This window comes from Streptomyces sp. NBC_01275 (genome assembly GCF_026340655.1).
Lineage (GTDB): Bacteria > Actinomycetota > Actinomycetes > Streptomycetales > Streptomycetaceae > Streptomyces.
In genome coordinates this window covers 1,308,752-1,334,171 of sequence record NZ_JAPEOZ010000001.1, presented here as the reverse complement: position 1 = coordinate 1,334,171, position 25,420 = coordinate 1,308,752, and the positions used below count along the sequence as shown (strand labels likewise).

Sequence of the window (25,420 nt, the reverse complement as noted above, 5' to 3'; positions counted from 1 at the left end):
CGGGATCGCGGGCCCCTGCGGTTAGCGTCGTCGCAGGCGACGCAAGGAGGGCGCGGTGGCAGAGCGACGGCAGGAGCGGGAGGCGCCGGACGCCGTGCTGACGCGGATCGGGCAGGTCGTGATGCTGCACCACGGGGGAGACCGCGAGGAGGCCCGGCGCCGTCTCCTCGCCCTGTGGACCGAGATCGGCGAGGACGGCGCCCCACTGCACCGCTGCACCCTGGCCCACTACCTCGCCGACACCCACGACGACCCCTCGGACGAACTGGCGTGGGACCTGCGGGCGCTGACGGCGGCGGACGAGGAGCACGCGGAGCACGAGGGATCGCTCGAGGTGCGGGCGCTGTACCCCTCGCTGCACCTGAATCTGGCGGCCGACTATGTGAAGCTCGGCCGCGCCGAGGCCGCCCGCACCCATGTGCGCCGGGCGCGCAGCGCGGCCGTGGCCCTGGGGGACGACCGGTACGGGGACGGGGTACGGGCGGCGATCAGCAGGATGGAGCTGCGGCTGGGGGAGGGGACCTGGTGAGGGGCTCGGCGCGGGCTTGGCGCGGGGTCTGGTGAAGGCCCCTCGCCGGCTACGGTCGGCGGCTTCTCAACGCCCGTAGGCCTGCTCGCAGATCACCGCCTCCGGGCTGTCCCCCTGCCAGCCGCCGTACTTCCTGCCGAGCGCGCACACATCGGTGTTCCTGCGCACCTCCTCCTCCACGTCCGGGATCCGCACGCGCGGCTGCGTGGGCCGGCGCGGCTCCGGGCGGGCCGGCCGGGGGTGCGGATGGGAGCGCGGGCGGGGCGGCGGCTGCTGTTCTGCCGGGGCAGCCGCCTTCGCCGTCCGCGGCTGTCGCGTGGGCGTCGTCGGGGTGGGCCGGCGGGACGGCCCGACCATCTCCAGCGCCTCCCGGGCCGGGGCCTGCACCACCTGGGTCTCGGCCTGCCCCTCCGGCCTCGGCACAGGCGGCTGCGACGGCGCCACGACCGGGCCGGGCAGGGGCGGGCGCTGGACGGTCACGCAACCGGCGAGGGCCGAGACGGCCACGGTGACCAGGATCGCTGCGGTAGTCGGCGTTCGATGCACCCGCGCAACTCTGGTGGTTTTGGCCGCCCGAGCAACAGCGGACAAGCGGAGGTTGCCCCACACGGGTGATCTCGTGCCCCGTAAGGAGGTCGTCGCCCGGCCCGGGGTGACGGAGCCCGGCCGGCCGGCGGTCTCGTCAGTCGCCGGTGGAACCGTCGACGCACTCGCGGAGCAGATCGGCGTGGCCGTTGTGACGGGCGTACTCCTCGATCATGTGGGTGTAGATCCAGCGCAGGCTGAACGGTTCCTCGGTGTATCGGCTCTGCCCGCGCGAGAGTTCGTCCAGGGCGAAGCCGGCCGCGTGCCGTCGGGCGACCTCGATCTCCGCCTGCCAGGTGGCGTGCGCCTCCTTCCAGGTGTCCTGTTCGGTGAGGTGGAACTCGCCGTTCGGGTCCTCGTCGCTGTAGTAGATCGGGCCGGCGCCGTCGCCCACGAGCACCCGGCGGAACCAGCTGCGCTCCACCTCCGCCATGTGCCGCACCAGCCCCATCAGGGACAGTTCGGACGGCGGCACCGAGGCGGTGCGCAGCTGGGCGTCGGTGAGTCCCTCGCACTTCCAGGCCAGGGTCTGCCGGTGGTAGTCCAGCCAGCCTTCCAGCATGGTGCGTTCGTCGGCGTTCTGGGCGGGTTCGCTGCGCTGCGTCGTCATGACCGCATGCTCGCCCACCCCGCCCCCCGCCGCCACGGGATTGCGGGAGCGGCCGTATCCTGCCCTGCGGGGACGCGGAGACAAACCGAGACAAGCAGTGAGGGAGCGCCCGTGAAGATCGGCTGCATCGGACTCGGCGACATCGCGCAGAAGGCGTATCTGCCCGTGCTCGGCACGCTGCCCGGGATCGAGCTCCACCTGCAGACCCGTACGGCGGCCACCCTGGACCGCGTCGCCGACACCCTGCGCGTGTCCCCGCACCAGCGCCACCTCGACCTGGACGCGCTGCTGGCCGTCGGCCTCGACGCGGCCTTCGTGCACGCGCCCACCGGTGCGCACCCCGAGATCGTGACCCGGCTGCTGGAGGCGGGCGTCGCGACGTACGTCGACAAGCCCCTCGCCTACGAACTCGCCGACTCCGAGCGGCTCGTGGCGCTCGCCGAGGCCCGTGACACCTCCCTCGCCGTCGGCTTCAACCGGCGGTACGCGCCCGGGTACGCGCAGTGCGCCGACCATCCGCGCGAGCTGATCGTCATGCAGAAGAACCGGATCGGGCTGCCCGAGGAACCGCGCAGGATGATCCTCGACGACTTCATCCACGTCGTCGACACGCTGCGCTTCCTGGCGCCCGGCCCGGTCGACGACGTGACCGTGCGCGCCCGCGTCGAGGACGGGCTGCTGCACCACGTGGTCCTCCAGCTCTCCGGGGACGGCTTCACCGCGCTCGGCGTGATGAACCGGCTCAGCGGCTCCAACGAGGAGATCCTCGAGGTCTCCGGGCAGGACACCAAGCGTCAGGTCGTCAACCTCGCCGAGGTGATCGACCACAAGGGGCAGCCGACGGTGCGGCGGCGCGGCGACTGGGTGCCGGTGTCCCGGCAGCGCGGCATCGAGCAGGCGATCCTCGCCTTCCTGGACGCGGTGCGCGCGGGCAAGGTGCTCAGCGCCCGGGACGCGCTGGCGACTCATGAGCTGTGCGAGCGGGTGGTACGAGCGGTGCGGGAGAGCTCCGCCGGAGCCTGACCGTCCGCGCCCCCTCCGTGAGCCCCAGCGCGACCAGCGTCAACAGGGCCAGGTCGACGGGCCAGTCGCCGTAGCGGACGTACGGGGTGACGCCGTGGGCGAGCGGGACGTCGTAGACGGCCGGGGTGCTCGCGTCCGTGCCCAGCCAGGAGCCGATGCGCCGCCCGCCCGCGTCGTAGACGGCGGAGACGCCGGTGAGCGTCGCGTGCACGAACGGGCGTCCCGTCTCGGCGGCGCGCAGCGCGGCGAGCGAGGCGTGCTGCTCGGGCGCCCAACTGCTCTGGAACGACGACGTCGACGACTGGGCGACCAGCACGTCCGCGCCGTCCTGCGCGAGATGCCGGCTCATGTCGGGGAACGCCGTCTCGAAGCACACCATCGGCCCGATCCGCAGCCCCGGCCCGGCGTCCATCACCACCTGCTCGGCGCCCCGCCGCCGGTCCTCGCCGGCCGCCTTCCCCACCGAGGTCGCCCAGCCGAGCAGCGAGCGGGCCGGTATGTACTCGCCGAACGGCACCAGCCGCATCTTGTCGTACCGGTCGCCGGTCGGGCCGTCCGGTCCGACGAGGATCGAGCTCTTGTAGATGCCGGGCCGGTCGGAGCGGCGGGCGTCGACGTTCACCAGGATGTCGGCGCCGGTGACCCGGGAGAGGGCCGCCACCCGCTCGGCCAGATCGGGCCGGTCCACGAGGTCGTAGCCGACGCTGCTCTCGCCCCAGACGATCAGATCGACGCCCTGTCCGACCAGCCGCCGGGTCAGCTGCGCCTCACGGTCGAAGCGGCTGTCGACGCCGTCGATCACGCCCGGCTGCACGACGGCGATCCGGGTGCGCCCGTCGACGTCGGGGCGGGGCGCCCACACCCAGGCGGCCGAGGCCGTGGCGGCGGTGGCGACGAGACCGGCGACGGCCGGCGCGCGGGACGCGGGGAGGGCGACCAGGACGGCGACGGCGACGTTCACCGCCACCAGCAGGAGGCTCAGCAGCCACACCCCGCCGACGGAGGCGAGCCGCAGCGCCGGCTCCACCTGCCACTGACTGGCCCCGAGCATCCCCCACGGCCCGCCCAGCCCCTGCCACGAACGGACCAGCTCGATCGCCAGCCAGCCGGCGGGCAGGACGAGCAGCGCGACGAGGACCCGGCCACGGGTCGGGACTTCAGGGGGTGCGTGGGTGCGTGCGCCGGCGTGCGGATCCGTGTGTGCGCCGGGGCGGGGAATGGGAAGGGGGGCGGGGAGGGGAGTGGGGCGGGTAGCGGGGAGGGTGCCGGCCGGGCCGAGGAATCGGTGTACCAGCCAGGCCCACGGAGCCCACAGGCCGCCCAGCAGGCCGGCGATCACGAGGGTGAACACATTCAGGTACGGCAGCAGCCAGTGGTGCATGGCCAGCATGAACCCGAACCCGCCGCTCCAGCCGTCGTACGCCGCCCGCCGCCCCGTCGGAGCGGAGCGGGCCAGCAGGATCCAGGGGACCAGGGCGACGTACGCCCACCACCACAAGGCCGGTGCCGGGAAGGCCAGCACGGGCAGGGCGCCCGCCAGGGCCACGAAGGCCGAGCGCCGCCAGGGAGAGACGAGCCAGTGACCGAACGTCGTCCTCATACGGCGCCTCCCTACCCGGCGGGTGGCTCCAGTGTGCGCGCTCCCGACGATCTCCGACAGGGCGCTTTCCGACAGCGCGCTCTCGGCTCAGCCGGGCAACCGCCGCCACTTCTCGTGCACGACGACCTCGCGCACCCGCCAGCCGTCGTCCGTCCGCAGCAGATCGAAGGAGTACCGGCCCCCGCACACGAAGTCGGGCGCGGCGGCGGAGCCGTGGCCGTTCGCGGAGCCGTCGCCGTCCGTGGCCAACCGCATGGGGTTGACGTAGTCGGCCCGCACCCGGGCGACGTCCGCCCCCGTGTCCTGCTCCAACACCTCGAAGCGCACCCGACGGTTGACGATGAGATGCTGCCGCATCGCGAACAGCCGCATGCTCTCCGCGAGCCAATCGGCCACGTGCCCGGCTTCCCCCTCGATCCCTCCGGCGGAGCGGTAGTCCGCCCGCCCGTCCGATGTGAACAGTTCCCGGTACGCCGTCCAGTCTCCGTCGTCGACGGCCCCCGCATAGTCGGTGATCAATTCGTCGACGGCCAGCCGGTCCATCACGGTGGCGAGCTCCACACGCTGCGTCATGGGCCGAGTGTTGGGCATAAGGGCTGCCCAGCCAAGTGCTGTGCGGGGATCCGTCCGGTGACAGGGGCCATGCGGGGACGTCCGAGGGTGCGTGCGGCGATACGCGGGGAACTCCACGGCGCCGGCTCGTGGGGCGCTGCTAGACCGGCGTGGGCATGCGGCACCCGCCGTCGGGCCGCGGTGACAGCGCGCCCGTCACACCATGTCGGCGACGGCGACGCGGCGGTGTTCGTGATGGGCCGATTCGGCGGGCCGCCGGCCTGCACGGGCTTCGCCCTGCTCGCCCGCGCCGACGGTGTCGGGTACTGGTACCCGGGCAACACCAACGCCTGGTACTCGGAGGGCGTCATGCCCTCGGCCTGGAACGACCGGATCAGCTCCGTCTACAACACCGGACCCACACCGCGAGCGTGGCGGCGGCGGGTTCACCTCGCCGCCGCCACGATGGTCGTCGAGCGTGTCCGGCAGGCCCAGGGCGGCGACTGCCCCACCGCATCCAGCAGGTAGCAGGTCATGTGGTCTGCCGTGCCGTTCGGCGCAGGGCGTCCGACAGGGTGAGGAACAGCACGCTCTCCGGCACGGCGGAGACCGGCTCCTTCACCGCCGGCTTGCGCTCCCCGGTGACCAGCACGTAGATGGTCGATCCCATCAGCTCGACCTCGCTGATCTTCTTCCAGTCCAGCACGGCGCCCCCGTGCTCGAGTCCGGCCAGGCTCACCGTGAACGGTCCGAACGCCACTCGTCCACCGGTCTGCAACAACTCGCCGAGCTCCTCCAGTTGGGCGCCGGCGTGCTCCTCCGCGATCTGGTTCTGGACGGCGACCCAGTTGTTCGCGATCAGAGCGCCGATCTCCTGCGCGTTGGCGGTGTCCCCCGACACCATGAAGTTGCCGGCCGCCATCTGGACGTACACCGAATGCGTGGTGGACATGGTGACCCCGTTGCGGACGAGGTCCGTCGCGTGTCGTTGGCACCCGGTGATCTCGTCCCAGGCCCCGGCGATCGGCGGACGCGACCCGTACTGGTAGACGACACCGCCCTCGAAGACGGCGCACCATTCGGCCGGCTTGAACCGTGCGGCCAGCGGTACGGCGATCGCCCCGAGGAAGCTGCATCCGCCGAGGATGATGAAGAGGATCGCGTTCGTCCACTCGCTCTCATCGCTGATGACGAAGACCATCATCACGCAGAACGCCGTGACCAGCAGGAGCATGAACGCGCCCCACCAGGACACCGCGCTGGTCCGTGCGCGAAAGGCGTACCGACCGGCGCCCAGCGCCCGCTCCGCCGCCGCGCCCGGCACGGTCGCCGGGATCTCGTCCCATAGATTTCGGGCCCCCATCGCCACTCCCCCATATGCGCCGCAGTACCCCAACAGACTTGCTGGCAAGTCGAGTTGACGATCCAAAACGTCGACGCGATGCTACGGCGTCTGGCTGGAAAGTGGTAGACGGTCGTCTTCCCGCAGGGCATCCTGCGTCCGTCAGCGGTTCGGATCCTTGGTCTGACGGCGGGAGACCTGTTCCCGTGCTGTGCGCCACCGTGACCGCGTCTGCTCGACCAGGCTGTCCCACTGCCGGCGGACCTCGTGGTCGGACGGGCGCTGCCCCTGACGGATCCGACCGAGCTGGTCCCGTACCTCTCGCCCCAGTGCCGCCGATCCCACCATGACCAGCATGGCTGCGAAGAGCGCGGAGATCATCGCGAAGACGGCGCCGACCACTCCGTAGCGTGCGGCGTAGGAGTTGAACAGACGCGGCAGGTAGATGCCCGCACCCACCGAGTAGGCCGCCGTCAGAACGGCGCCGGCGACGCCGAAAGGGAGCAGGTCCGGCCGGCTGATCCGCTTTGCTGACAGGATCCAGCCGCTCCAGACGAGGAACGCGGTGGTCACCGGTACCTCGCACGCCGTAGCGGCCAGACCCAGTCCGGTTCCGTCGAGGAGCCCGGAGAGCAGGACCGTGACCACCGCGTAGCCGCCGAGCGCGAGGATCCACCACAGGTCGTTGCGCGTGTTGCGCACACTGAGGGGCTTGAGTTCCCAGGTCTGTTCGAAGAGCCGCTGTGCGGCGCGCGCGAAACTCAGCACCGAGATCGTCAGAAACGCGACCCCGAAGACGCCCACGCTCGCACTGGCGCCTTCGGCGGGAGAGAACAGGGTGCTGACCGCCGTGGCGCCCGCTCCGGTGAGGTGGTAGCGCCGGATGATCCGCTCCGCGACGTCGTAGTGCACGAAGTTGCCCAGGACGGCGCTCATGAGGAGGGAGAGCGGGACCAACGCCGTCAGGGCGCTGGACGCCAGGGCCATCGACCGGTCGAAACCCACGATCTTCTGAAAGCGGGTGACGACCTGTAACGCGAAGGCAGGACGCAGCCAGAACGTCAGCGTTCTGACGAGGCGCTCGCGATTGATCCTCGCCGTCCTGTCCTCCGTGAAAATCGGTACCTTTGTGGCGAAGCGATCTTAACGGACGGTCATTGGACGGCTGGGGGCGACACGAGAAGGGGGCGGAAGATCCGGTCCAGTTGACGGTGCAGGACCTCGGCGGCCGTCTCCAGGCTGCGTTGGCCGACGAGGACGCTGGTGCCGAGCCCCGCCGACAGGGCGAGCAGGGAGATCGCCTCCAGTCGGGGGTCCGCGCCGGGGCTCAGGAGGCCCGCCTCGCCGGCCTGTCGGAGGAGGTGTGTCAGAGCCTCCTCGGCGGCGTCGGGCTCCTTGATGAAGGGCTGGGCTGCAAGGGTCTCGTCGGTCACGGCCAGTACGGCGTACGAGGTGTAGAGGAGGTGGAAGGTGCGGCTCTCCTCGTCGGCGGGCAGCGCCGTCATCAGCAGCGCCTCCACCGTCGCCCGCGGGCTCGGGCCGGCTTCGGCCGCCGCGAGCCGGGCGGCGACCCGCTCCCCGAATCTCTCCGCCAGCCGCTGAAGGCCGAAGAGGAGCAGCTTCTCCTTGGTCTCGAAGTAGTACTGGACCAGTCGGAGCGACACGTCGGCCTCGGCCGCCACGTCACGCATGCCCACGGCGTGCAGCCCGCGTCGCCCGGCGACCCGGATGAGCGCCTCGGCGATCTCGACACGTCGCTGTGTGTGATCCACACGCTTGGGCATGCGCCCTGCCTCCATCCTCGGTCCCGCGTCGGGTCCGCCTCGGTCCTGCCTCGGTCCTGCCTCGGTTTGCTCGGTGGCCCTGGCTGCCGGGCCGTGCCGCTGGGCCGTGCCGTCTTCATGGTACAGCTGTATCAATTTGATGATACGGTCGTACCACGAACAGGCGATGGTCAACGACCAACAACCAACGACTGATCACTGATCACCGATGACTTACGGAGGTGGCCACCCGTGTCCGAGACCACGGCCCGTGACCGTGCCCGGCCCGATGTCGGACGGTACGTCGACGACGCCCTGCGCGACCGCTACTTCGCCGCCTGCGACGCCGTACACGCCCTGGGGGCGAAGGCGGTTGCGGAGGTGGACGTGGAGACCGGCTTCGGGACGACGCACGTCTACCGGTACGGCCCGGCCGACGAGTCCCGGACCCCCGTCGTCCTGGTGCACGGCGCCGGCAGCTGCTCCGCGATGTGGTATCCGAACACCCCGGCGCTCAGCGCCGAACGCCCCGTCTACGCGATCGACACCCCGGGCGACCCGGGCCGCAGCGTGCAGCGCGAGGCCATCCACCAGCCCGAACGCGCCGCGCAGTGGCTCGACGAGACCCTCGCCGAACTCGGCCTCGACCGGGTGCACCTCGTCGGCTCCTCGTACGGCGGCTGGCTCGCCCTGAACCAGGCGCACCGAAGGCCCGGCCGCCTCGCCTCCGTCACCCTGCTCGACCCCGGGGGCCTGGAGAAGGTCGGTCTGCGTTTCTTCGTCTGGATCTTCGTCAGCCTCTTCGCGACCTCCGCGCCAAAGGCGCTGCGCCCCCGACTGGCGGCCTGGCTGGAGCAGCCTGTCCTCGTCGTGCCGGAGCTGCGCACGATGATCAGACGGAGCGTCCGCGCCTACCGGATACGCCGCCCGGCGCCGCTGCCCCTGTCCGAGGCCGAGCTTTCCACCGTCCGTACCCCGCTCTACCTCGTGCTCGGCAGGCGAAGCCTGCTGGTGCACCCGCGGCGGCAGGTGGAGCGAGTGCCGCGCCTGGTGCCGGGAGCCCGTGCCGAGATCGTCTCGAACACCGGACACGGACCACAGATCGACCACGCGGACGAGGTGAACCGGCGGATGCTGACGTTCATGGACTCGGTCGGCTGACGGCGTGCACGGCACCGGGGCCTGTCCGTCCTCGATTTCAAGGGCGGCCCGACGACCGGGGCGCTCGGCCGTCACGTGCAGTGCGTCGACAAGCCGACCATGCCCGGTTCGGGGGAGATCCCCGTCTCCGGCGGGGCGATCCTGCAGATCTCCGTGGGCCCGAACCACGACCCGGCGACCCCCCTCGTCGTCGACGTCGCGCACTCCTGGAACGCCACCTCTCGACGACGCCGTCCGGGACGGCGGGCGCGCGGACGTAGGGTGATCATCCGATGGACCGGGAGAGCGGGGACCCGGGAGACCGGAAGACCGCGCTGCGTCAGGAGGCAGACATGTCACGTCCCATCACGGTGGTCACCGGCGGCAGTCGTGGGATCGGGGCCGCGGTCTGCGCGCGGCTGGCGGCCGAGGGGCATGACGTGGCGGTGGGATACGTCCGTGACGCCGAGGCCGCCGCGGCGGTCGCGGACGCGGTGCGCGACGCCGGCGGCCGCGCGGTCGCCGTACGGGTGGACACCTCCGTCGAAGCGGACGTGGAACGGCTCTTCGAGACGGCCGAAGCGCACCTCGGACCGGTGACCGGCCTGGTGAACAACGCCGGTGTGACCGGCCCGCTGGGACGGCTGGCCGACACGGACACCGCCGACCTGCGCCGGGTCGTGGAGGTGAACCTGCTGGGCGCGCTGCTGTGCGCCCGGCGGGCGGCACAGCTGATGTCGGCGCGGGGGAGCGGGGTGATCGTGAACGTGTCGTCCGCGGCCGCGACGCTCGGCGGTCCCGGCGACTATGTCCACTACGCGGCGACCAAGGCCGCCCTCGACGCTCTCACCGTCGGCCTGTCCAAGGAACTCGGCCCGGACGGCGTCCGGGTCAACGCCGTCGCGCCCGGCATCATCGACACCGAGATGCATGCGGCGATGGGCGACCCCGACCGTGCGCGGCGGGCGGCGACCTCGATCCCGCTCCGCCGCCCGGGCCGGGCCGAGGAGATCGCGGCGGCCGTGGCCTGGCTGATGTCGCCCGAGGCGTCGTACACGACGGGGGCGGTGCTGCGGGTGGCCGGAGGGCGGTGAGCGCGCGGGCCCGCGCGCCTCTGCTCGGTCCCGCCCAGCTTTACGTCGTTCCGCCCGGCCTCGCGTCGTCGCGCCCGGCCTCGCGTCGTTCCGCCCGGTCCTGCCTCGCCTACGCCGCCGTGACCACCTCGCCGCGTATCGCCGCGGCCCACTCCACCACCAACAGCTCGTACTCCACGCGCTCCTGGGCCGACAGGGACCCGCCCGCGCGCAGCCACAGCGCGCGGATCCGCTCGTTTAACTCGGTCGCGGACAGCACGGAACCAGAGGCCACAGATTTGGGGGACATGGCGCAAGCCTAGGCGCAAGCACTGACAGTGCGCTACCAGACGGCTACGCGTCACCTATGGAGTTGGTCACGGCCGTAGATCAACTGTCGGCTGGGAGCGGTCACTCCGCCGACTCCGCCGCGTGCGGGCTGAGCGCGCCCGTCGCGACGAGGGCGATGATGACGATGCCGAGGATGACGCGGTAGTAGACGAACGGCATGAAGGACTTGGTGCTGATGAACTTCATGAACCATGCGATGACCGCGTACCCGCAGAAGAACGCGATCACCGTCGCGAACATCGTCGGCCCCCACGCCACATGGCCGCCCTCGAGCGCGTCCTTCACCTCGAACATCCCGGAGGCCAGCACGGCCGGGATGGCGAGCAGGAACGAGTAACGGGCCGCGGCCTCGCGCTTGTAGCCCATGAACAGGCCGCCGCTGATGGTCGCGCCGGAGCGGGAGACGCCGGGGATGAGGGCGCAGGCCTGGCAGAGGCCGTAGATCAGGCCGTCCTTGACGCTCAGGTTCTCCAGGGTCTTGCGCTGCTTGGGCGCGCGATGGCGTCCGCCGTTCTCGTCGCGCGCCGCCAGCCGGTCGGCGACGCCGATGACGATGCCGACGACGATCAGCATGGTCGCCGTGATCCGCAGATCGCGGAACGGCCCCTCGATCTGGTCCTTCAGCGTCACGCCGAGCAGCCCGATCGGAATCGAGCCGACGATCACCAGCCAGCCCATCTGGGCGTCGTGGTCCTTGCGCATCTCCTTGTTGAAGAGCGACCGCGACCACGCGGCGATGATCCGCCCGATGTCCTTGCGGAAGTAGATCAGCACCGCGGCTTCCGTGCCGATCTGGGTGATCGCCGTGAAGGCGGCGCCGGGGTCCTCCCAGCCCGAGAAGGCCGCGGTCAGCCGCAGATGCGCGCTGGAGGACACGGGGAGGAACTCGGTCAGCCCCTGGACGAGTCCGAGGATGAGGGATTCAAACCAAGACATGAGGTTACGGAGTCCAAGTGCCGATCGGAGAGGGGCGACGGAGACGGCGGGCCCGCCGCGCCGGGGTGATCAGGTGATCAAGTGCCTGCGGAGGGAAGCGTAGCGGTCCCGTGTGACAGGCCCGGCACAGGGGCTTCGCAGGCGGTGTGCGGGCATCGGTGCGCAGGGTGGATCTCGTGGCGGATCCCATGGCGGTTCTCGTGGCGGATCCCATGGCGGTTCTCACGGCGGTTCTCATGGTGGAGAGGAGGCCCGTGGATGGTTGACCCGCTGGTGGGCCGCCGCATACGTTGCTGTCGAGTGGAAAGCGCTTGCTGCGGGTGCTGGCTGCTCGATTGCAACTCGTGTGACTCGATTGCAAGCCCACTCGGTCGTTCGGCCGTACGTCGGAGGAGTGCTGATCCCGCCCATGTCCCCGTCCGCTTCCCCGTCCGCTTCCCCGTCATCTCCGCCGTCGGCTCCGCTCGCCGGCCGCCGTATCCGGGCCGCCGTGATCGGCGCCGGCGCCATCGGCCGCGGCTCGCATCTGCCCGCGCTGCAGCGGCTCGCCGCCGAGGGGGAGACCGAGGTGGTCGCGGCGGTCGACATCGACGCCGGGGCCGTCGAGGCGTTCTGCGCGGAGGGCGGGGTTCCGCACGCCTACACCGACCTGGAGCGCATGCTGGCGGAGCAGCGCCCCGACCTCGTGACCATCTGCACCCCGCCGACCCTGCACCGCGCGCAGAGCGTGGCCGCGCTGCGCGCCGGGGCCTGGGTGTGGTGCGAGAAGCCGCCGGTGCCGACCCTCGCCGACTACGACGCCGTGGAGGCGGAGGAGGGGCAGGCCGGGGGGCCGTACTCCTCGATCGTCTTCCAGCACCGGTTCGGGTCCGGTACCCGGCATGTGCGGCGGCTGCTCGCCGAGCAGGCGCTCGGGCGGCCGCTGGTCGCGCACTGCCAGACCACCTGGTACCGCGACACCGCCTACTACGCCGTGCCCTGGCGCGGCCGCTGGCAGACCGAGGGCGGCGGCCCGGCCATGGGCCACGGCATCCACCAGATGGACCTGCTGCTCGATCTGCTCGGCCCGTGGAGCGAGGTCCGTGCGATGGCCGGCCGGCTGGTGCACGACGTGGAGACGGAGGACGTGTCCACCGCGCTGCTGCGCTTCGAGAGCGGGGCCATGGCGACGGTCGTCAACAGCGTCCTCAGCCCCGACGAGGTCAGCCGCATCCGGATCGACTGCGAGCGCGCCACCGTCGAGCTCACCCACCTCTACGGCCACTCCAACGCCGACTGGCGCATCACCCCGGCCCCGGACGTCCCGGGCGATCTGGCGGCGGCCTGGCAGGACTTCGGCGCGGACGTGCCCAGCTCGCACCTGGAGCAGCTGCGCGAGCTGGTCGCCAGCATGCGTGCGGGGGAGCGGCCGCGCAGCAGCGGCGCGGACGGGCGCACCAGCCTGGAGCTGATCAGCGCGCTGTACAAGTCGGCGTTCACGGACACGACGGTGCGGCGGGGCGAGATCGGGCCCGGCGACCCCTACTACACGGCCCTGCACGGCGGCGCGCCCGGCTGGGCGCCGGCCGCGGCCACGGCCGAGGCCGCGGCCGTTGTCGCGAAGCCCGCCGAGGTGTCCGCATGAGCGGCGACGGTCTGCGGCTCGTGCACGCCCATGGTGACCGGATCACGCTGGCGGACCCGGTCACCGGCGTCGAGCTGCTCGCCTACGTCTACCGGCCGGAGGCGGCCTGGGAGGCGCCGAGGCCGTACCTCCACCCGCTGCGGACGCTGGCCGGGGACGTCGTCACCGACTACCGGCCCAACGACCACCGCTGGCACAAGGGCCTGTCGCTGACCGCGTCCCACCTCTCGGGCGCGAACCTGTGGGGCGGCAACTCCTATGTCCACGGCGAGGGGTATCTCGCGCTGCCGGAGCGCGTCGGGTCGATGGCGCACGTCGCCTTCGACGAGGTGTCCGCCGAGGGCGGCCGGGCCGTCATCGCCGAACGCCTGACCTGGCACCCGTACAGCGGTGAGCTGTGGGCCGAGGAGGCGCGCCGGATCGAGGTGCACGACGTCGATCCGGACTCCGGTTCCTGGGCGCTGACCTGGACCAGCGCGATCACCAACCGCCGGGACGAGCCGCTGCGGTTCGGCAGCCCGACCACCGCCGGGCGCGAACTGGCCGGGTACACGGGCCTGTTCTGGCGCGGCCCGCGTGCCTTCCGCGACGGCCGGATCATCGGTCCCGAGGGCGAGGGCCCCGAGCTGATGGCCTCGCAGAGCCCCTGGCTCGCCCTCTCCGGCGAGCACGACGGCGCCGACGGCCACGCGACCGTCGTCTTCGCGCACGCCCCCGAGAACGACCACTCCGGCGCCCAAGGAGCCCACCCCGCCCACTGGTTCGTACGCAACGAGCCCTTCGCGGGCATCGCCCCCTCCTGGGCGTTCTTCGACGAACTGGAACTCGCCCCGGGCGACACCCTCACCCGCCGCTACCGCGTGGTCGTGGCCGACGGGGCCTGGGAGCGGGAGGGGATCGCGGGGTACCTGGACGCGCACCCTTGGTGAGCGCGTCCGGCGGTGCGCACGGCAGCGCGTACGGCGGGCTGCCGGGCGGGGTCGCCGTCTCGCGCCTGTGCGTGTACGACTGGCCGGCCGCCGACGGTCTGCACGGCGGAACGCCCCATATGCACCTGACCTGTTCGGAGGGGTACGTCGTGACGGGCGGCCGGGGCGCCGTGCAGACCCTCACCGCCTCCGGCTACGAGGTCACGCCTCTCACGCCCGGCACGGTCGCCTGGTTCACGCCCGGCACCGTCCACCGTCTGGTCAACGAGGACGACCTGCGCATCACCGTCCTGATGCAGAACAGCGGCCTCCCGGAGGCGGGCGACGCGGTGCTCACGCTGCCCCCGGAGTACCTGACCGACCCGGAGACGTACGCCGCCGCGACCGTGATCCCGGCCGACGCCCCGGAGGCGGAACAGGCCCGGATCGCCCGCGCCCGGCGCGATCTGGCCCTGGAGGGCTACCGGGCGCTGCGCGAGGCCGGGAAGGGGCCGGACGGCTCGGAGGCCCTGGCGGCCTTCCATCGGGCCGCCGCCGCCCTGGTGCGGCCCCGGCTGGCCGAGTGGCGCGAGCGCTGGCGGCGCGGCGCGCAGGCGGCCGCGGCGGCGACGGGGGAGCAGCTCGACCGGCTGGCGGAGGGGGACGTCTCCCACCTCGCCGAGGCGGTCGTACGGGCCGAACAGCCTTCGGCGTACGGGAAGTTCGGGATGTGCGGACGGTTGGACGTGTACAAGGGGGCGTAGGCCCAGGGGGCGCCGGCCGGGGGAACGTCGGCCCGGGGAGGGTGTGGCCCCGGGGAGGGCGTGGTCCGGATCACGCCGCGGTCGGGCCCGCCACCGTCCAGCCGGGAGTCTGCGGGTGGGCCGTCAGGTCCTGGTGGTGGACCGTGCCGCCGCAGGCGGAGCAGGTGACGGTGGGGACCAGTTCGTTGCCGCAGACGTGCTCGACCACCATGGGGCGATCGTCGTCTTTCCGGAGATGGCGGTCGCCCCACGCCATGAGGGTCATCAGCACCGGCTCCAGCTCCAGGCCCGCCTGCGTCGGCCGGTACTCGAAGCGCTGCGGGCGCTCGCTGTAGGCGCGCTTGGCGAGGATCCCGGCGTCGACGAGACGGCGCAGCCGGGTGGCCAGGATGTCGCGCGGGGCGCCGATGTTGCGGATCAACTGGTCGAAGCGGCCGTTGCCCAGGCAGACCTCCCGCAGGACGAGCAGGGAGTACTTCTCGCCGACGAGGGCGAGGGCGTCGGCGATCGAGCAGGGGCGCGGGTCTTTGGGGGCTGCCATGACGCCCAGCTTAGGGGAGGGTTTGATTTTCCAACCCACGGGGCTATGGTGAGTTTGGATTTCCTACTCACCGGTAGCCGCGCCGGTCGTGCCCGGGCGGCCAAGGAGGCCCGCACCATGCGTGACGCAGTCATCGTCGAAGCCGTACGCACCCCCATCGGCAAGGGCAAGCCGAACGGCGCCCTCGCCTCCGTCCACCCCGTCGAACTCCTCGCCCACAGCCTGCGCAGCCTCGTCGAGCGCTCCGGGATCGACCCGGCGCTCATCGACGACGTCATCGGCGGCACGGTCACCCAGGTCGGCGAGCAGGCCGTCAACATCACCCGGCAGGCCGTGCTGTCGGCGGGCTTCCCGGAGTCGGTGCCCGCGACCACCGTGGACCGCCAGTGCGGCTCCTCCCAGCAGGCCGTGCACTTCGCGGCGCAGGGCGTGCTCTCGGGGGCGTACGACCTGGTCGTCGCCTGCGGAGTGGAGTCCATGGGGCGGGTGCCGATGGGGTCGGGCGTGCTGCCCGGCACCGATCCCTTCGGTCCCGGGGTCGCCGGCCGCTACCCGGAGGGCCTCGTCCCGCAGGGCATCAGCGCCGAACTCATCGCCGCGAAATGGTCGATGACCCGCGATCAGCTGGACGCCTTCGCGGTCTCCTCGCACCGCAAGGCGGCCGCCGCCCGGGACGCGGGCCTCTTCGACGCCCAGCTGGCGCCCCTGGAGGGCGTCGCGCACGACGAGTGCGTACGGCCCGGCAGCACCACCGAGATCCTCGCCGGCCTCAAGCCCGCCTACTACGACCCGACGTACGCCGAGCGCTTCCCGCAGATCGAGTGGAACATCACCGCCGGCAACGCCAGCCCGATCAACGACGGGGCCTCCGCCGTCCTCATCACCTCCAGCGAGACCGCCGCCCGCCTCGGCCTGCGCCCGCTCGCCCGACTGCACAGCTTCGCCGTCACCGGATCGGACCCGTTGCTGATGCTCACCGGCGTCATCCCGGCCACCGAGAAGGTGCTGCGCCGGGCGTCGCTGACCCTCGACGACATCGACCTGTTCGAGGTCAACGAGGCCTTCTCCAGCGTCGTCCTGGCCTGGCAGCAGGAGACCGGCGCCGACCTCGCCAAGGTCAACGTGCACGGCGGCGCGATCGCGCTCGGCCATCCGCTGGGCGCGAGCGGCGCCCGGCTCACCACGACCCTCGTCCACGCGATGCGCGAACGCGGCGCCCGCTACGCGCTGCAGACCATGTGCGAGGCGGGCGGACTCGCCAACGCGATGATCCTCGAAGGGGTCTAGAGGGGACCTGGAAGGGATCCGGGAGTCACGGCCTGCGCAGGTGGTGGCGTTTGCGCCAGGCCACCACCGCGCCCGCCACCGCGGGCAGGGCGATGCCGGCCATCGCGATCAGGAACGCCGGCGACGTCGGCGCCGAGGCGCGGGCCCCCGCGACGACGTACGCGGCCGTGTTCGGGATCGAGCCCAGCGCGGTCGCGACCAGGAAGGACACCCAGCCCATGCGGGAGACGGCGGCGCAGTAGTTCGCGGCCCAGAACGGCACCCCCGGGAACAGCCGCGCCGCCAGCATCGAGCGCATGCCGTGCCGGCTCAGCTGGCCGTCCGCCGCCTTCAGCAGCCGCCCGCGCAGCAGCGGTCGTAGGGCGTCCTGCCCCAGCACGCGGCCGAGGCCGAAGGCGAGACCGGCGCCCAGCACGGTGCCCGTCAGCGACGTCGCCAGACCCGTCGCCGAGCCGAACAGCGCGCCCGCGGCCAGGTTGAGCAACGGGCGCGGGACGAACGCCACGGTGCACAGCCCGTACGCCACCGCGAACACGGCGGCCGCCGTGGCGCCGCCCAACTGTGGGGGCCAGCCGTCCGCGAGCAGCTTCTGCGGCTCGAAGAGCAGCACACTCGACGCGGCCGCCGCCAGCAGCGCGATCAGCAGCGAGAACCGCGACCAGGGCGAGAGCAGCACTCTCGTGCAGCGTGCGGCGAGACCGCCGGGCGCGGCGACGGAGAGCGGCGTGGGCGCGGGCACGGCGACGGGGACGGCGGGCACGGGCTCGGGAAGGACGAGTGCCGTGACGGTGGCCCGGGGAGTGGCCGTGGCGGTGCCCCCAGAGCGGTTGGTGGCATCGAGCATGCGGGCGACAGTAACCGAAGGACGTGTGTGATCGCCGTATGGTTCGTCTCATGACCGTCACAGGCGCGGGTGCGGCCGGAGCGCCGCCGAGCGTTCTCGCCGACACCGTGCTGGAGCGGCTGAGCGCCGTGTACGCCGGCGCGGCCGATCCCGTCAGGGCGGCGGGGATGCGCGCGTACATGAAGGACGTGGCGCCCTTCCTCGGCATCCCCACGCCCGACCGCCGGGCGCTTTCCCGCACCGTCCTGGCCGGCACGCCCCGCCCGGACGAGGCCGACTGCGCGGCGATCGCCCTGCGCTGCTGGGCGCTGCCGCAGCGCGAGTACCACTACTTCGCCGTCGACTACCTGCGCCGTCACGTCGGACGCTGCTCGTCCGCGTTCCTGCCGACCGCTCGCCGGCTCGTCGCCACGGTCTCCTGGTGGGACACCGTCGACCTGCTCGCCGCGCACGTCGTCGGCGGCCTGGTCGCGGCCGACCCCCGGCTCACCGCCGACATGGACGCCTGGATCGCCGACGACGACCTGTGGGTCGCCCGTTCCGCGCTGCTCCACCAACTGCGCTACAAGGACCGCACGGACGTCGACCGCCTCTTCGCCTACTGTCTGCGCCAGTCCGGCCACCCGGACTTCTTCGTCCGCAAGGCGATCGGCTGGTGTCTGCGCGAGTACGCCAAGACCGCCCCGGACGCCGTCCGCGCCTTCCTCGCCCGCGAACGGGGACGGTTCGCACCGCTGTCGGTGCGGGAGGCGCTGAAGAACATCGGGGAGTAGCGGCCGTCCGCGAACAGCAGCCGCTGTCCGGCTCTGCGAACCCGCCGAAAACCATTCGACACCGAACGAACCATCGGAAATGATCGGGACCATGTTCCGGTACGCCTTCGTCGTCGCAGCATCCGCCGTCGCGGATGCCCCGAAGGCTGCCGTCCCGCTCCTCGTGGCCGCTGTCGACGGCGCCCGAAGCTGACCCTCTCCGGATCGACCGGCGGACCCCGCAGGGGGAGGGTCGGCCGGTTGCTCGGGGTCCTCCTCTCCTACGCAGAGCTGCGAGGTACAGCCATGCCCAAGACCGCCTACGTGCGCACCAAGCCGCATCTGAACATCGGCACCATGGGTCACGTCGACCACGGCAAGACCACCCTGACCGCCGCCATCACCAAGGTCCTCGCCGAGCGGGGCGCCGGCGGCGCCACCCGATACGTTTCGTTCGACCGCATCGACCGCGCCCCGGAGGAGGCCGCGCGCGGCATCACCATCAACATCGCGCACGTCGAATACGAGACCGACACCCGGCACTATGCGCACGTCGACATGCCCGGCCACGCCGACTACGTCAAGAACATGGTCACCGGCGCCGCGCAGCTGGACGGCGCGATCCTCGTCGTCTCCGCGCTCGACGGGATCATGCCGCAGACCGCCGAACACGTCCTGCTGGCCCGGCAGGTGGGGGTCGACCACATCGTGGTCGCGCTCAACAAGGCCGACGCCGGCGACGAGGAGCTCAGCGACCTCGTCGAGCTGGAGGTCCGCGACCTGCTCACCGCGCACGGCTACGGCGGCGACGCCGCGCCCGTCGTACGGGTCTCGGGGCTCAAGGCCCTGGAGGGCGACCCGCGGTGGACCGCGTCGATCGACGCGCTGCTCGACGCGGTGGACACCTACGTGCCCCTCCCCGAGCGGTATCTGGACAAGCCGTTCCTGCTGTCCGTGGAGAACGTGCTCACCATCACCGGCCGGGGGACCGTCGTCACCGGGGCGATCGAGCGCGGCACGGTACGGGTCGGCGACCGGGTCGACGTGCTGGGGGCCGACGTCGAGACGGTCGTCACCGGCGTGGAGACCTTCGGCAAGCCGATGGAGGAGGCGCAGGCCGGGGACAGCGTGGCGCTGCTGCTGCGCGGGGTGCCGCGGGACGCCGTCCGGCGGGGGCACGTGGTCGCCGCGCCGGACAGCCTGCGCCCCAGCCGCCGGTTCGCCGCCGAGGTGTACGTGCTGTCGGCGCGGGAGGGCGGGCGTACGACGCCCGTCAACTCCGGGTACCGGCCCCAGTTCTACATCCGTACGGCCGATGTCGTCGGGGACGTGGACCTGGGGGGCGTCGCCCTGGTGCGGCCCGGGCAGCGGGCGCGGATGACCGTCGAGCTGGGCCGTGAGGTCCCGTTGGAGCCGGGTCTGGGCTTCGCGATCCGCGAGGGCGGCCGGACCGTCGGGGCGGGAACCGTGACGGAGGTGCTGTGAGGGCCGTGCTGTGAGGGCCGTGCCGTGAGGACGGCCGACGGGCGGGGGAGGGGCACTGCGGGCCGGTCGCGCCCATACGGCGGAGCCGTACGGCGACACCGGCCCGTGCCCCTGAGGACGCCGTCCCGGGCACAATGAAAAAGTGAACGACGAGCCCATACCCGTCTCCCGCGCCGTCGACCACGGCACCGCCAAGCTCATGCCCGACGTCGATCGGGATCGGGCCTGGCTGCTGACGGTCGACGGCGCGCCGCAGTCGTACGTCGACCTCGACGAGCCCACGTACCTGGAGTTCGAGTACGCGCGCCGCCTCGGGCACGTCCTGGACACCGTCGCCGAGGCGGGGCGCCCGCTGGACGTGCTGCACCTCGGGGGCGGGGCGCTCACCCTGCCGCGGTACGTGGCCGCGACCCGGCCGGGCTCCCGGCAGGACGTCGTCGAGGCCGACGGCGGCCTGCTGGACCTGGTCGTCGAGCACCTACCGGTCCCGCCGGACGCCGGCATCGCGCTGCACGCCGCCGACGCCCGGGCCTGGCTGGAGACGGCCCCGGACGCCTCGGCCGACGTGCTCGTCGCCGACGTCTTCGGCGGCTCCCGGATCCCCGCCCACCTGACCTCCCTCGCCTACGCCCGGGAGGCCGGACGGGTCCTGCGCGGCGACGGCGCGTACCTCGCGAACCTGGCCGACGCGGCGCCGTTCGCCTTCCTGCGCTCCCAGCTCGCGAACCTCGCCGCGGTGTTCGAGGAGCTGATGCTCATCGCCGAACCGGCCGTCCTGCGCGGCCGCCGCTTCGGCAACGCGGTCCTCGTGGCCGCGCACCGGCCGCTCGACGTGACCTCCCTGGCCCGCCGCACCGCCTCCGACGCGTTCCCGGCCCGGGTGGAGCACGGGCCCGGCCTACGGCGCCTCATCGGCGACGCCCGCCCGGTGCGCGACGAGGACGCCGTACCGTCGCCCGTGCCGCCGGAGGGGGCCTTCGGCATCGGCTGAGCGGCGCTGCCGCCCCCGGCCCGCCGCCCTTTACCCCACCAGTCCTCGGTCCGCCCTCTACCCCACCAGTCCTCGGTCCGCCTCCGTGTCGGCGGCCGTGTCCGTTTCCGTGTCCTTCGAGCCCCGGTCCGTGTCCCCCGTCGGCGTCCGCCGGGCGACCGGCTTCGTGCGGCGCGTCAGATCGCGTACGTCCGGTACGCACAGGACCGCCGCCGTCACGAGGACGACCAGCACGGTGCAGCCCCACAGGGACGGGGTCCGCCCGAAGGCGTCCTCGGCGGGACCGGCGAGCGCGGTGGTCAGCGGGACCAGGGACACCGAGCCGAACCAGTCGTAGGCGGAGACGCGGGAGAGCTTGTGCTCGGGTATCTCCTGGTGGAGCGCGGTCATCCAGGACACGCCGAACACCTCCAGGGTGACGCCGGTCAGGAACATCACCGCGCACAGGACGCCGATCGGGACCGGCACGGCGAGCGCTGCGGAGGGAAGGGCCAGCGGGAAGACGCAGAGGGTGCCGGCGAGCAGCAGCCGGCGGGGCTTCCAGTGGGTCATCAGCAGCGCGCCGGCCACCGTGCCCGCGCCGAAGAAGCCCAGGGCGAGACCCCAGGGGCCCGCCCCGCCGAGGTGGTCCCGGGCGACGAGCGGGCCGTAGACCGCGTCCGCGGCGGCCACCACGGCGTTCGCGACCGAGAACTGCAGGACGATGCGCCACAGCCAGGGCCGGCCGCTGACCTCGACCCAGCCCTCCCGGAGATCGGCGAGCAGTCCGCCGCCCGGCTCGCGCCGCGGGATATGGCTGACGTCGAGGAACGACCGCAGCGACCCGGCGACCGCGAAGGCCGCCGCGTCCGCCGCGAGGACCCAGCCGGGGCCGATCACGGCGACCATCGCGCCGCCCAGGGCCGCGCCGCCGACGGCCGCGCCCTGCATCGCCATCCGGAACACCGCGAACGCCCGGCCGGCCTGTTCGCCCTCGACCGAGGACATCAGCATGCCCTCGGCCGCGGGGGAGAAGAACGCCTGGCCGGTGCCGCCGAGCGCGGTCAGCAGCATCATCTGCCAGAGCCGGGGCTCGCCGAGCAGCACGAGGGCGGCGAAGGCGCCCTGCGAAAGGAAGTTGAGGGCGTTGGCCGTGACCATTACCCGGTGCCGTGGCAGCCGGTCGGCGACCGCGCCGCCGATCAGCAGGAACAGCACCAGCGGCAGCGTGCGGGCCGCCGCGACCAGACCCACGTCGCCGCCGTCGCCGCCCGATTCCAGGACGGCGAACGCGGCGGCGATGAGCGCGCCCTGGCTGCCGAGGCTCGTCACGAACGCGGCGGCGGTCAGCAGGCTGTAGTTGCGGCTCGCCCAGACGGGTCTGCGCAGGCGCGGGCGCAGGGGGTGGCGGGGGTCGGCGGCTGAGGTCACCGGCCGACTATCCCCGCCCACACTCCGGTGTGCAAAACCGATTACCCGCCAAGTGTGGCCGGTCTGTCCGCCTCGGCGGCCGGTTCCGGGTGGGTGGTCGGTCGTGCGTCGGCGGTCAGTTGTGCTTGGGGTCGCCGTTCAGCCGTACCGTGCTGAGGATCTTCATGATCGTCGCCTTCGGGAGCTCGTCCTTCACGCCCTTGGCCGCGTAGAGGTTCCACGACACGTAGTCGCCGTTGGAGTTCTTGAAGCCGAACGTGATCGCCTTGCCGTCGCTGTCGCACTTGCCCTTCTGGGGCGTGTTCGTGGACTGCGCCCAGGCGTAACTGCCCTTGATGCCGGACGTGGTGGTGAACGCGGTGGCCTTCTTGTCGAAGGTGATGCTCTTCTTGTCCGGCTCGGTGTAGCCGCCGAAGACCCACCAGGCGGGGGTGTTGATCGCGATCTCGTCGGTGGTCTTGGCCCCTTCGGCGCCCTTGGTGCCGACCATCGCCAGCGAGGTGTAGTCGGTCTTGCCGTCCTTGTCGGAGTCCGTGCCGCACCACTTCGACTGGTACTCGGCCGTGCCCGACATGATGATCGAGTCGTAGCCGCTGGACTTCTTCTTGTCCTCCCACTCGAAGCCCTGGCTGAGCCCCGGGGACTGGACCTCCCAGTCGGCCGGCACGTCGAAGGCGATGCCCCACTTGGGGTTCACGGCGACCTTCCAGCCGGCGACGGTCGGCTTCTCGGTCTCGTTGCTGCGCGGGTTGTCGTCCGTGCCGGTCGTCGACGACGCCGAGTCGCTCGGCGCGACGGACGTCGTGGGACTCGCGCTGCCCTTGCTCACGTCGGCCGGGTCGTCATCGTCGCCGCCCAGCACCAGGAAGCCGGTGACGCCGGCGGCCACGACGACGGCCGCGGCCGCCACGATCGCGATCACCTTGGTGCGGTTGCCCCCGTTCCCGCCCCCGCCGGGCTGCGGCGGCTGCGGCGCGCCGACGGGCGCCGGGGCGCCCCACTGCGGCTGCTGCGCATAGGGGTTGGGCTGCTGGAAGCCGGGCTGCTGGTACGGGTTCGGCTGCTGCTGGTAGCCGGGTTGGCCGGATTGGCCGGGTTGTTGGCCCGGCTGCTGGTTCGGCTGCGGGTATCCCGGCTGCTGGTACGGATTGTTCTGCGCCTGCGGGTTCTGCTCTCCCCCGGGCGGCTGCTGTCCTGGCCACATGCGGAGAAACCCTAGTGCCGTCCGGGACACGAACGGGTCACCGCCCCTTGTCAGGGACGTACCGAATCAGGAGCCGGCGGGCTGGAACACCCGTACCGTGTCCATGATCTTACGGATCGTCGCGTCCGGGACCTCGTCCGTGACGCCCTTCACCCCGACGAACGACCAGGAGGCGAGGTCGCCGTCCGGCGTCTTGAAGGCGAACGTCGTGGCCTTGCCGTCGGTGTCGCACTTCCCCTTCTCCGCGACCTCCTCGACCCCGGAGGACCGCGAGGTGGCGACACTGCCGGTGAGGCCGGAGGCGGTGGTGTACGAAGTCGCCGGGCCGGTGGTGACCTTGGCGTGGTCGGGCTGGGTGTAGTCGCCGTAGACCCACGCGGCCGAGTCCGCCTTCGCGATCTCCTCGGTGCTCTTGGCGCCGTTGTTGCCGCGGGTGCCCGCGCTCGCGAGGGACGTGTAGGCGTTCTCGCCGTCCCGGTCGTCGTCGGCCGCGCACCACTCCTCCTTGAGGAACGCGGGGGCCTTCATGGCGACGAGCGGGGTGTCCTCGGGGTCGTCGTCGTCCGCGACGTACGACACCCAGCCGGTCGACTTCACGGCCCAGTCGGCCGGCACGTCGAACGCGACGCCCAGGTCGGGGTTGACGACGACCTTCCAGCCGGCGACGGTCGGCTGCCCGGTCGCCGCGTCGCGCGGGTTCGCCGTCGCGGACGCGGATGTGGAGGCGGCGACGGGGGTGGGGGCGGGCCCGGGCTCGTCGTCCCCGCCGCGCAGCAGTACGGCGCCGGTCACGACGGCGGCCGCCAGCACGGCGCCGGCCGCGGTGATCGCCACGACCTTGCTCCGCCCGCCGCCGCTGTCGCCGGGCGGCGGGGCAGCCGTCACGGTCGGGGCGTTCCAGGGAGCGGCGGGCTGCTGCCCGTAGGGGTTGGGCTGCTGGAAACCGGGTTGCAGATAGGGGTTCGGCTGCGCCGGCTGAGGATTCTGCGCACCCTGAGAGCTCGGCGAGTGCTGCGAGTTCTGCGGGAGTTGCGGGTTCGGGCCGCCGGTCGGCGGTCGCTCTCCTGGCCACATGGGCCGCAAGCATACGGCGATCATCGCAGCGGTCTGGTCAGTGGAGGCTACTCGTGGGTAACATCCTGGTCATGAGCGCAGACCAGATGTCCATCGGCGAGATGCTCGCCGCCACGGTGCCCATGGCCCGGACCCTGAACCTCGAGTTCCTGGAAGCGGGGCCGGACAAGGCCGTGGTCGCCCTGCCGGACCAGGGCGAGTTCCACAACCACGTGGGCGGGCCGCACGCCGGGGCGATGTTCACGCTGGGCGAGTCCGCGAGCGGCGCGATCGTGCTCGCCGCGTTCGGGGACCAGCTCGCGCGCGCCGTGCCGCTCGCCGTCGGCGCCGAGATCGCCTACCGGAAGCTGGCGATGGGCACGGTCACCGCCACCGCGACCCTGGGCCGCCCGGCCGCCGAGGTCGTCGCCCAGCTCGACGCGGGGGAGCGGCCCGAGTTCCCGGTGGCGATCGAGATCCGCCGCGGCGACGGCGCGGTGACCGGCGAGATGACGGTCACCTGGACGCTGCGCCCCAACGGCTGAGGGGGCCTCCGGCGGTGCGGGCGGGGTTTGGTCGTGGTGGTCGGGGGTGGGGGGACCGCCCGCGGGGGCCCACCCGCGCGGGACCGCCGACGTGGGCCACCCTGCGCGGGACCGCCGACGTGGGCCACCCTGCGCGGGCCGACCGGCGTGAGACGCGAGCCGCGAGCGGGGTGACGGCGGGATGGCGGTGGGGCGACGGTGGGCGTCGGGCCTGCGGCACCCCGGGACCGCCGCGATGGCCGCCCCCGGCCGGAGTCACCGGACCACGCGCCCCTGGATCGCCGGCGCTGCGCCGCCTCGCTCCGGAACGGCCCTGCCCGCAGCGGCCTGGGCCTGGAGCTGCTGGCGCCCGCGAAGTCGTCCGGCTCGGCCGTCTGGTTCTGGGACGGTCTGGTTCTGGGACGGTCTGGTCTTTGGTCGTCCGGGCCTGGAGCTGTCGGGGCTCGCGAGACTGTGCGGCTCGGCCGTCTGGCTCTGGTGCTGCCAGGTCCTCGGCCGCGTCTGGACC

Annotated in this window: 27 protein-coding genes; 13 read left to right on the top strand and 14 right to left on the bottom strand. The window is 72.5% G+C overall.

Annotated features, from left to right (window positions below):
- Positions 1-55: 55 nt before the first annotated feature.
- Entirely contained in the window at positions 56-529 is a 474-nt protein-coding gene (locus tag OG562_RS05585) for a hypothetical protein (RefSeq protein ID WP_266394334.1), read from the top strand.
- 66 nt (positions 530-595) lie between these two features.
- Here the strand turns inward: OG562_RS05585 and OG562_RS05580 are convergent, their stop codons facing one another.
- Together OG562_RS05580 and OG562_RS05575 are read right to left on the bottom strand one after the other, a co-directional pair.
- Positions 596-1,036: a hypothetical protein gene (locus OG562_RS05580; RefSeq protein WP_266394333.1), complete on the bottom strand. Its 441-nt coding sequence runs from the start codon at positions 1,034-1,036 to the stop codon at positions 596-598.
- Between the two features lie 175 nt (positions 1,037-1,211).
- Entirely contained in the window at positions 1,212-1,724 is a 513-nt protein-coding gene (locus OG562_RS05575; RefSeq protein ID WP_266394330.1) for a DinB family protein, read from the bottom strand.
- Positions 1,725-1,835: 111 nt separating this feature from the next.
- Between OG562_RS05575 and OG562_RS05570 the strand changes: the two genes are divergently transcribed.
- Positions 1,836-2,747: a Gfo/Idh/MocA family protein gene (locus OG562_RS05570; RefSeq protein ID WP_266394326.1), complete on the top strand. Its 912-nt coding sequence runs from the start codon at positions 1,836-1,838 to the stop codon at positions 2,745-2,747.
- Here the strand turns inward: OG562_RS05570 and lnt are convergent.
- A complete protein-coding gene (gene lnt / locus OG562_RS05565) occupies positions 2,665-4,347 on the bottom strand; it encodes an apolipoprotein N-acyltransferase (RefSeq protein WP_266394323.1) in 1,683 nt (560 codons plus the stop codon). The two genes, OG562_RS05570 and lnt, sit on opposite strands and share 83 nt — an antisense overlap.
- Before the next feature lie 87 nt (positions 4,348-4,434).
- Positions 4,435-4,920 (bottom strand): nuclear transport factor 2 family protein, encoded by a 486-nt coding sequence (locus OG562_RS05560; protein WP_266394320.1) that lies wholly within the window; start codon positions 4,918-4,920, stop codon positions 4,435-4,437.
- Between the two features lie 180 nt (positions 4,921-5,100).
- On the opposite strand from OG562_RS05560, the gene OG562_RS05555 reads away from it, so the two are divergent.
- Positions 5,101-5,427: a hypothetical protein gene (locus OG562_RS05555; RefSeq protein WP_266394317.1), complete on the top strand. Its 327-nt coding sequence runs from the start codon at positions 5,101-5,103 to the stop codon at positions 5,425-5,427.
- 4 nt (positions 5,428-5,431) lie between these two features.
- Here OG562_RS05555 and OG562_RS05550 read toward each other — a convergent pair whose 3' ends face one another.
- The 3 genes from OG562_RS05550 to OG562_RS05540 all read right to left on the bottom strand — a co-directional run bounded on the left by OG562_RS05550 (position 5,432) and on the right by OG562_RS05540 (position 8,025).
- A complete protein-coding gene (locus tag OG562_RS05550) occupies positions 5,432-6,262 on the bottom strand; it encodes a DUF6585 family protein (protein ID WP_266394314.1) in 831 nt (276 codons plus the stop codon).
- Between the two features lie 141 nt (positions 6,263-6,403).
- Positions 6,404-7,246, bottom strand: a complete 843-nt coding sequence (locus OG562_RS05545) for a YhjD/YihY/BrkB family envelope integrity protein (RefSeq protein WP_266394312.1) — start codon at positions 7,244-7,246, stop codon at positions 6,404-6,406.
- 149 nt (positions 7,247-7,395) lie between these two features.
- On the bottom strand, positions 7,396-8,025 hold the full coding sequence (locus OG562_RS05540; RefSeq protein ID WP_266394309.1) for a TetR/AcrR family transcriptional regulator: 630 nt from the start codon (positions 8,023-8,025) through the stop codon (positions 7,396-7,398).
- Positions 8,026-8,256: 231 nt separating this feature from the next.
- Here OG562_RS05540 and OG562_RS05535 point away from each other — a divergent pair, with 231 nt between their 5' ends.
- Both OG562_RS05535 and OG562_RS05530 read left to right on the top strand, forming a co-directional pair.
- Entirely contained in the window at positions 8,257-9,165 is a 909-nt protein-coding gene (locus tag OG562_RS05535) for an alpha/beta fold hydrolase (protein WP_266394307.1), read from the top strand.
- A gap of 332 nt (positions 9,166-9,497) precedes the next feature.
- Positions 9,498-10,238, top strand: coding sequence for an SDR family NAD(P)-dependent oxidoreductase (locus OG562_RS05530; RefSeq protein WP_266394306.1), 741 nt, complete (start codon positions 9,498-9,500; stop codon positions 10,236-10,238).
- A gap of 109 nt (positions 10,239-10,347) precedes the next feature.
- Here OG562_RS05530 and OG562_RS05525 read toward each other — a convergent pair whose 3' ends face one another.
- A complete protein-coding gene (locus OG562_RS05525; RefSeq protein WP_266394303.1) occupies positions 10,348-10,527 on the bottom strand; it encodes a hypothetical protein in 180 nt (59 codons plus the stop codon).
- Positions 10,528-10,628: 101 nt separating this feature from the next.
- Complete coding sequence (locus tag OG562_RS05520) at positions 10,629-11,504, bottom strand: undecaprenyl-diphosphate phosphatase (RefSeq protein WP_266394301.1); 876 nt, start codon at positions 11,502-11,504, stop codon at positions 10,629-10,631.
- Positions 11,505-11,913: 409 nt separating this feature from the next.
- On the opposite strand from OG562_RS05520, the gene OG562_RS05515 reads away from it, so the two are divergent.
- Genes OG562_RS05515 through OG562_RS05505 form a run of 3 tightly spaced genes read left to right on the top strand, consistent with a single transcriptional unit; the run spans position 11,914 to position 14,800 of the window.
- Complete coding sequence (locus OG562_RS05515; protein ID WP_266394300.1) at positions 11,914-13,128, top strand: Gfo/Idh/MocA family protein; 1,215 nt, start codon at positions 11,914-11,916, stop codon at positions 13,126-13,128.
- Positions 13,125-14,057, top strand: coding sequence for a PmoA family protein (locus OG562_RS05510; RefSeq protein WP_266394298.1), 933 nt, complete (start codon positions 13,125-13,127; stop codon positions 14,055-14,057). Before OG562_RS05515 ends, OG562_RS05510 begins: the two co-directional genes overlap by 4 nt.
- A complete protein-coding gene (locus OG562_RS05505; protein ID WP_266394290.1) occupies positions 14,051-14,800 on the top strand; it encodes a cupin in 750 nt (249 codons plus the stop codon). The genes OG562_RS05510 and OG562_RS05505 overlap by 7 nt, the downstream gene beginning before the upstream one ends.
- A 70-nt stretch (positions 14,801-14,870) precedes the next feature.
- On the opposite strand, the gene OG562_RS05500 is transcribed toward OG562_RS05505, so the two are convergent.
- Positions 14,871-15,341, bottom strand: a complete 471-nt coding sequence (locus OG562_RS05500; protein WP_266394287.1) for a helix-turn-helix domain-containing protein — start codon at positions 15,339-15,341, stop codon at positions 14,871-14,873.
- Positions 15,342-15,458: 117 nt separating this feature from the next.
- Here OG562_RS05500 and OG562_RS05495 point away from each other — a divergent pair, with 117 nt between their 5' ends.
- Positions 15,459-16,628: a thiolase family protein gene (locus OG562_RS05495; protein ID WP_266394284.1), complete on the top strand. Its 1,170-nt coding sequence runs from the start codon at positions 15,459-15,461 to the stop codon at positions 16,626-16,628.
- A gap of 25 nt (positions 16,629-16,653) precedes the next feature.
- Here OG562_RS05495 and OG562_RS05490 read toward each other — a convergent pair whose 3' ends face one another.
- Complete coding sequence (locus tag OG562_RS05490; RefSeq protein WP_266394281.1) at positions 16,654-17,472, bottom strand: TVP38/TMEM64 family protein; 819 nt, start codon at positions 17,470-17,472, stop codon at positions 16,654-16,656.
- A 50-nt stretch (positions 17,473-17,522) separates the two neighbouring features.
- Here OG562_RS05490 and OG562_RS05485 point away from each other — a divergent pair, with 50 nt between their 5' ends.
- The 3 genes from OG562_RS05485 (at position 17,523) to OG562_RS05475 (ending at position 20,700) form a co-directional block, all read left to right on the top strand.
- Positions 17,523-18,245: a DNA alkylation repair protein gene (locus tag OG562_RS05485; RefSeq protein ID WP_266394279.1), complete on the top strand. Its 723-nt coding sequence runs from the start codon at positions 17,523-17,525 to the stop codon at positions 18,243-18,245.
- A gap of 285 nt (positions 18,246-18,530) precedes the next feature.
- Complete coding sequence (tuf, locus tag OG562_RS05480; RefSeq protein WP_266394277.1) at positions 18,531-19,709, top strand: elongation factor Tu; 1,179 nt, start codon at positions 18,531-18,533, stop codon at positions 19,707-19,709.
- A gap of 199 nt (positions 19,710-19,908) precedes the next feature.
- Entirely contained in the window at positions 19,909-20,700 is a 792-nt protein-coding gene (locus OG562_RS05475) for a spermidine synthase (protein ID WP_266409039.1), read from the top strand.
- 57 nt (positions 20,701-20,757) lie between these two features.
- Here OG562_RS05475 and OG562_RS05470 read toward each other — a convergent pair whose 3' ends face one another.
- From OG562_RS05470 to OG562_RS05460, 3 genes are all read right to left on the bottom strand, one after another.
- Positions 20,758-22,110, bottom strand: coding sequence for an MFS transporter (locus tag OG562_RS05470; RefSeq protein WP_266394274.1), 1,353 nt, complete (start codon positions 22,108-22,110; stop codon positions 20,758-20,760).
- Between the two features lie 115 nt (positions 22,111-22,225).
- The gene (locus tag OG562_RS05465) at positions 22,226-23,314 is read right to left on the bottom strand and encodes a hypothetical protein (RefSeq protein ID WP_266394272.1); all 1,089 of its coding nucleotides are present in this window, start codon (positions 23,312-23,314) and stop codon (positions 22,226-22,228) included.
- Between the two features lie 66 nt (positions 23,315-23,380).
- On the bottom strand, positions 23,381-24,388 hold the full coding sequence (locus OG562_RS05460) for a hypothetical protein (RefSeq protein ID WP_266394270.1): 1,008 nt from the start codon (positions 24,386-24,388) through the stop codon (positions 23,381-23,383).
- Between the two features lie 86 nt (positions 24,389-24,474).
- Here OG562_RS05460 and OG562_RS05455 point away from each other — a divergent pair, with 86 nt between their 5' ends.
- Positions 24,475-24,912: a DUF4442 domain-containing protein gene (locus OG562_RS05455; protein WP_266409036.1), complete on the top strand. Its 438-nt coding sequence runs from the start codon at positions 24,475-24,477 to the stop codon at positions 24,910-24,912.
- Positions 24,913-25,420: the final 508 nt, after the last annotated feature.

Bases quoted from the DNA above. Each gene is read 5' to 3' on its own strand.
- OG562_RS05575 (WP_266394330.1), bottom strand. From the start codon at position 1,724: ATGACGACGCAGCGCAGCGAACCCGCCCAGAACGCCGACGAACGCACC.
- lnt (WP_266394323.1), bottom strand. From the start codon at position 4,347: ATGAGGACGACGTTCGGTCACTGGCTCGTCTCTCCCTGGCGGCGCTCG.
- OG562_RS05560 (WP_266394320.1), bottom strand. From the start codon at position 4,920: ATGACGCAGCGTGTGGAGCTCGCCACCGTGATGGACCGGCTGGCCGTC.
- OG562_RS05550 (WP_266394314.1), bottom strand. From the start codon at position 6,262: ATGGGGGCCCGAAATCTATGGGACGAGATCCCGGCGACCGTGCCGGGC.
- OG562_RS05540 (WP_266394309.1), bottom strand. From the start codon at position 8,025: ATGCCCAAGCGTGTGGATCACACACAGCGACGTGTCGAGATCGCCGAG.
- OG562_RS05530 (WP_266394306.1), top strand. From the start codon at position 9,498: ATGTCACGTCCCATCACGGTGGTCACCGGCGGCAGTCGTGGGATCGGG.
- OG562_RS05525 (WP_266394303.1), bottom strand. From the start codon at position 10,527: ATGTCCCCCAAATCTGTGGCCTCTGGTTCCGTGCTGTCCGCGACCGAG.
- OG562_RS05520 (WP_266394301.1), bottom strand. From the start codon at position 11,504: ATGTCTTGGTTTGAATCCCTCATCCTCGGACTCGTCCAGGGGCTGACC.
- OG562_RS05515 (WP_266394300.1), top strand. From the start codon at position 11,914: ATGTCCCCGTCCGCTTCCCCGTCCGCTTCCCCGTCATCTCCGCCGTCG.
- OG562_RS05510 (WP_266394298.1), top strand. From the start codon at position 13,125: ATGAGCGGCGACGGTCTGCGGCTCGTGCACGCCCATGGTGACCGGATC.
- OG562_RS05500 (WP_266394287.1), bottom strand. From the start codon at position 15,341: ATGGCAGCCCCCAAAGACCCGCGCCCCTGCTCGATCGCCGACGCCCTC.
- OG562_RS05495 (WP_266394284.1), top strand. From the start codon at position 15,459: ATGCGTGACGCAGTCATCGTCGAAGCCGTACGCACCCCCATCGGCAAG.
- OG562_RS05490 (WP_266394281.1), bottom strand. From the start codon at position 17,472: ATGCTCGATGCCACCAACCGCTCTGGGGGCACCGCCACGGCCACTCCC.
- OG562_RS05485 (WP_266394279.1), top strand. From the start codon at position 17,523: ATGACCGTCACAGGCGCGGGTGCGGCCGGAGCGCCGCCGAGCGTTCTC.
- tuf (WP_266394277.1), top strand. From the start codon at position 18,531: ATGCCCAAGACCGCCTACGTGCGCACCAAGCCGCATCTGAACATCGGC.
- OG562_RS05475 (WP_266409039.1), top strand. From the start codon at position 19,909: ATGCCCGACGTCGATCGGGATCGGGCCTGGCTGCTGACGGTCGACGGC.
- OG562_RS05465 (WP_266394272.1), bottom strand. From the start codon at position 23,314: ATGTGGCCAGGACAGCAGCCGCCCGGGGGAGAGCAGAACCCGCAGGCG.
- OG562_RS05460 (WP_266394270.1), bottom strand. From the start codon at position 24,388: ATGTGGCCAGGAGAGCGACCGCCGACCGGCGGCCCGAACCCGCAACTC.
- OG562_RS05455 (WP_266409036.1), top strand. From the start codon at position 24,475: ATGTCCATCGGCGAGATGCTCGCCGCCACGGTGCCCATGGCCCGGACC.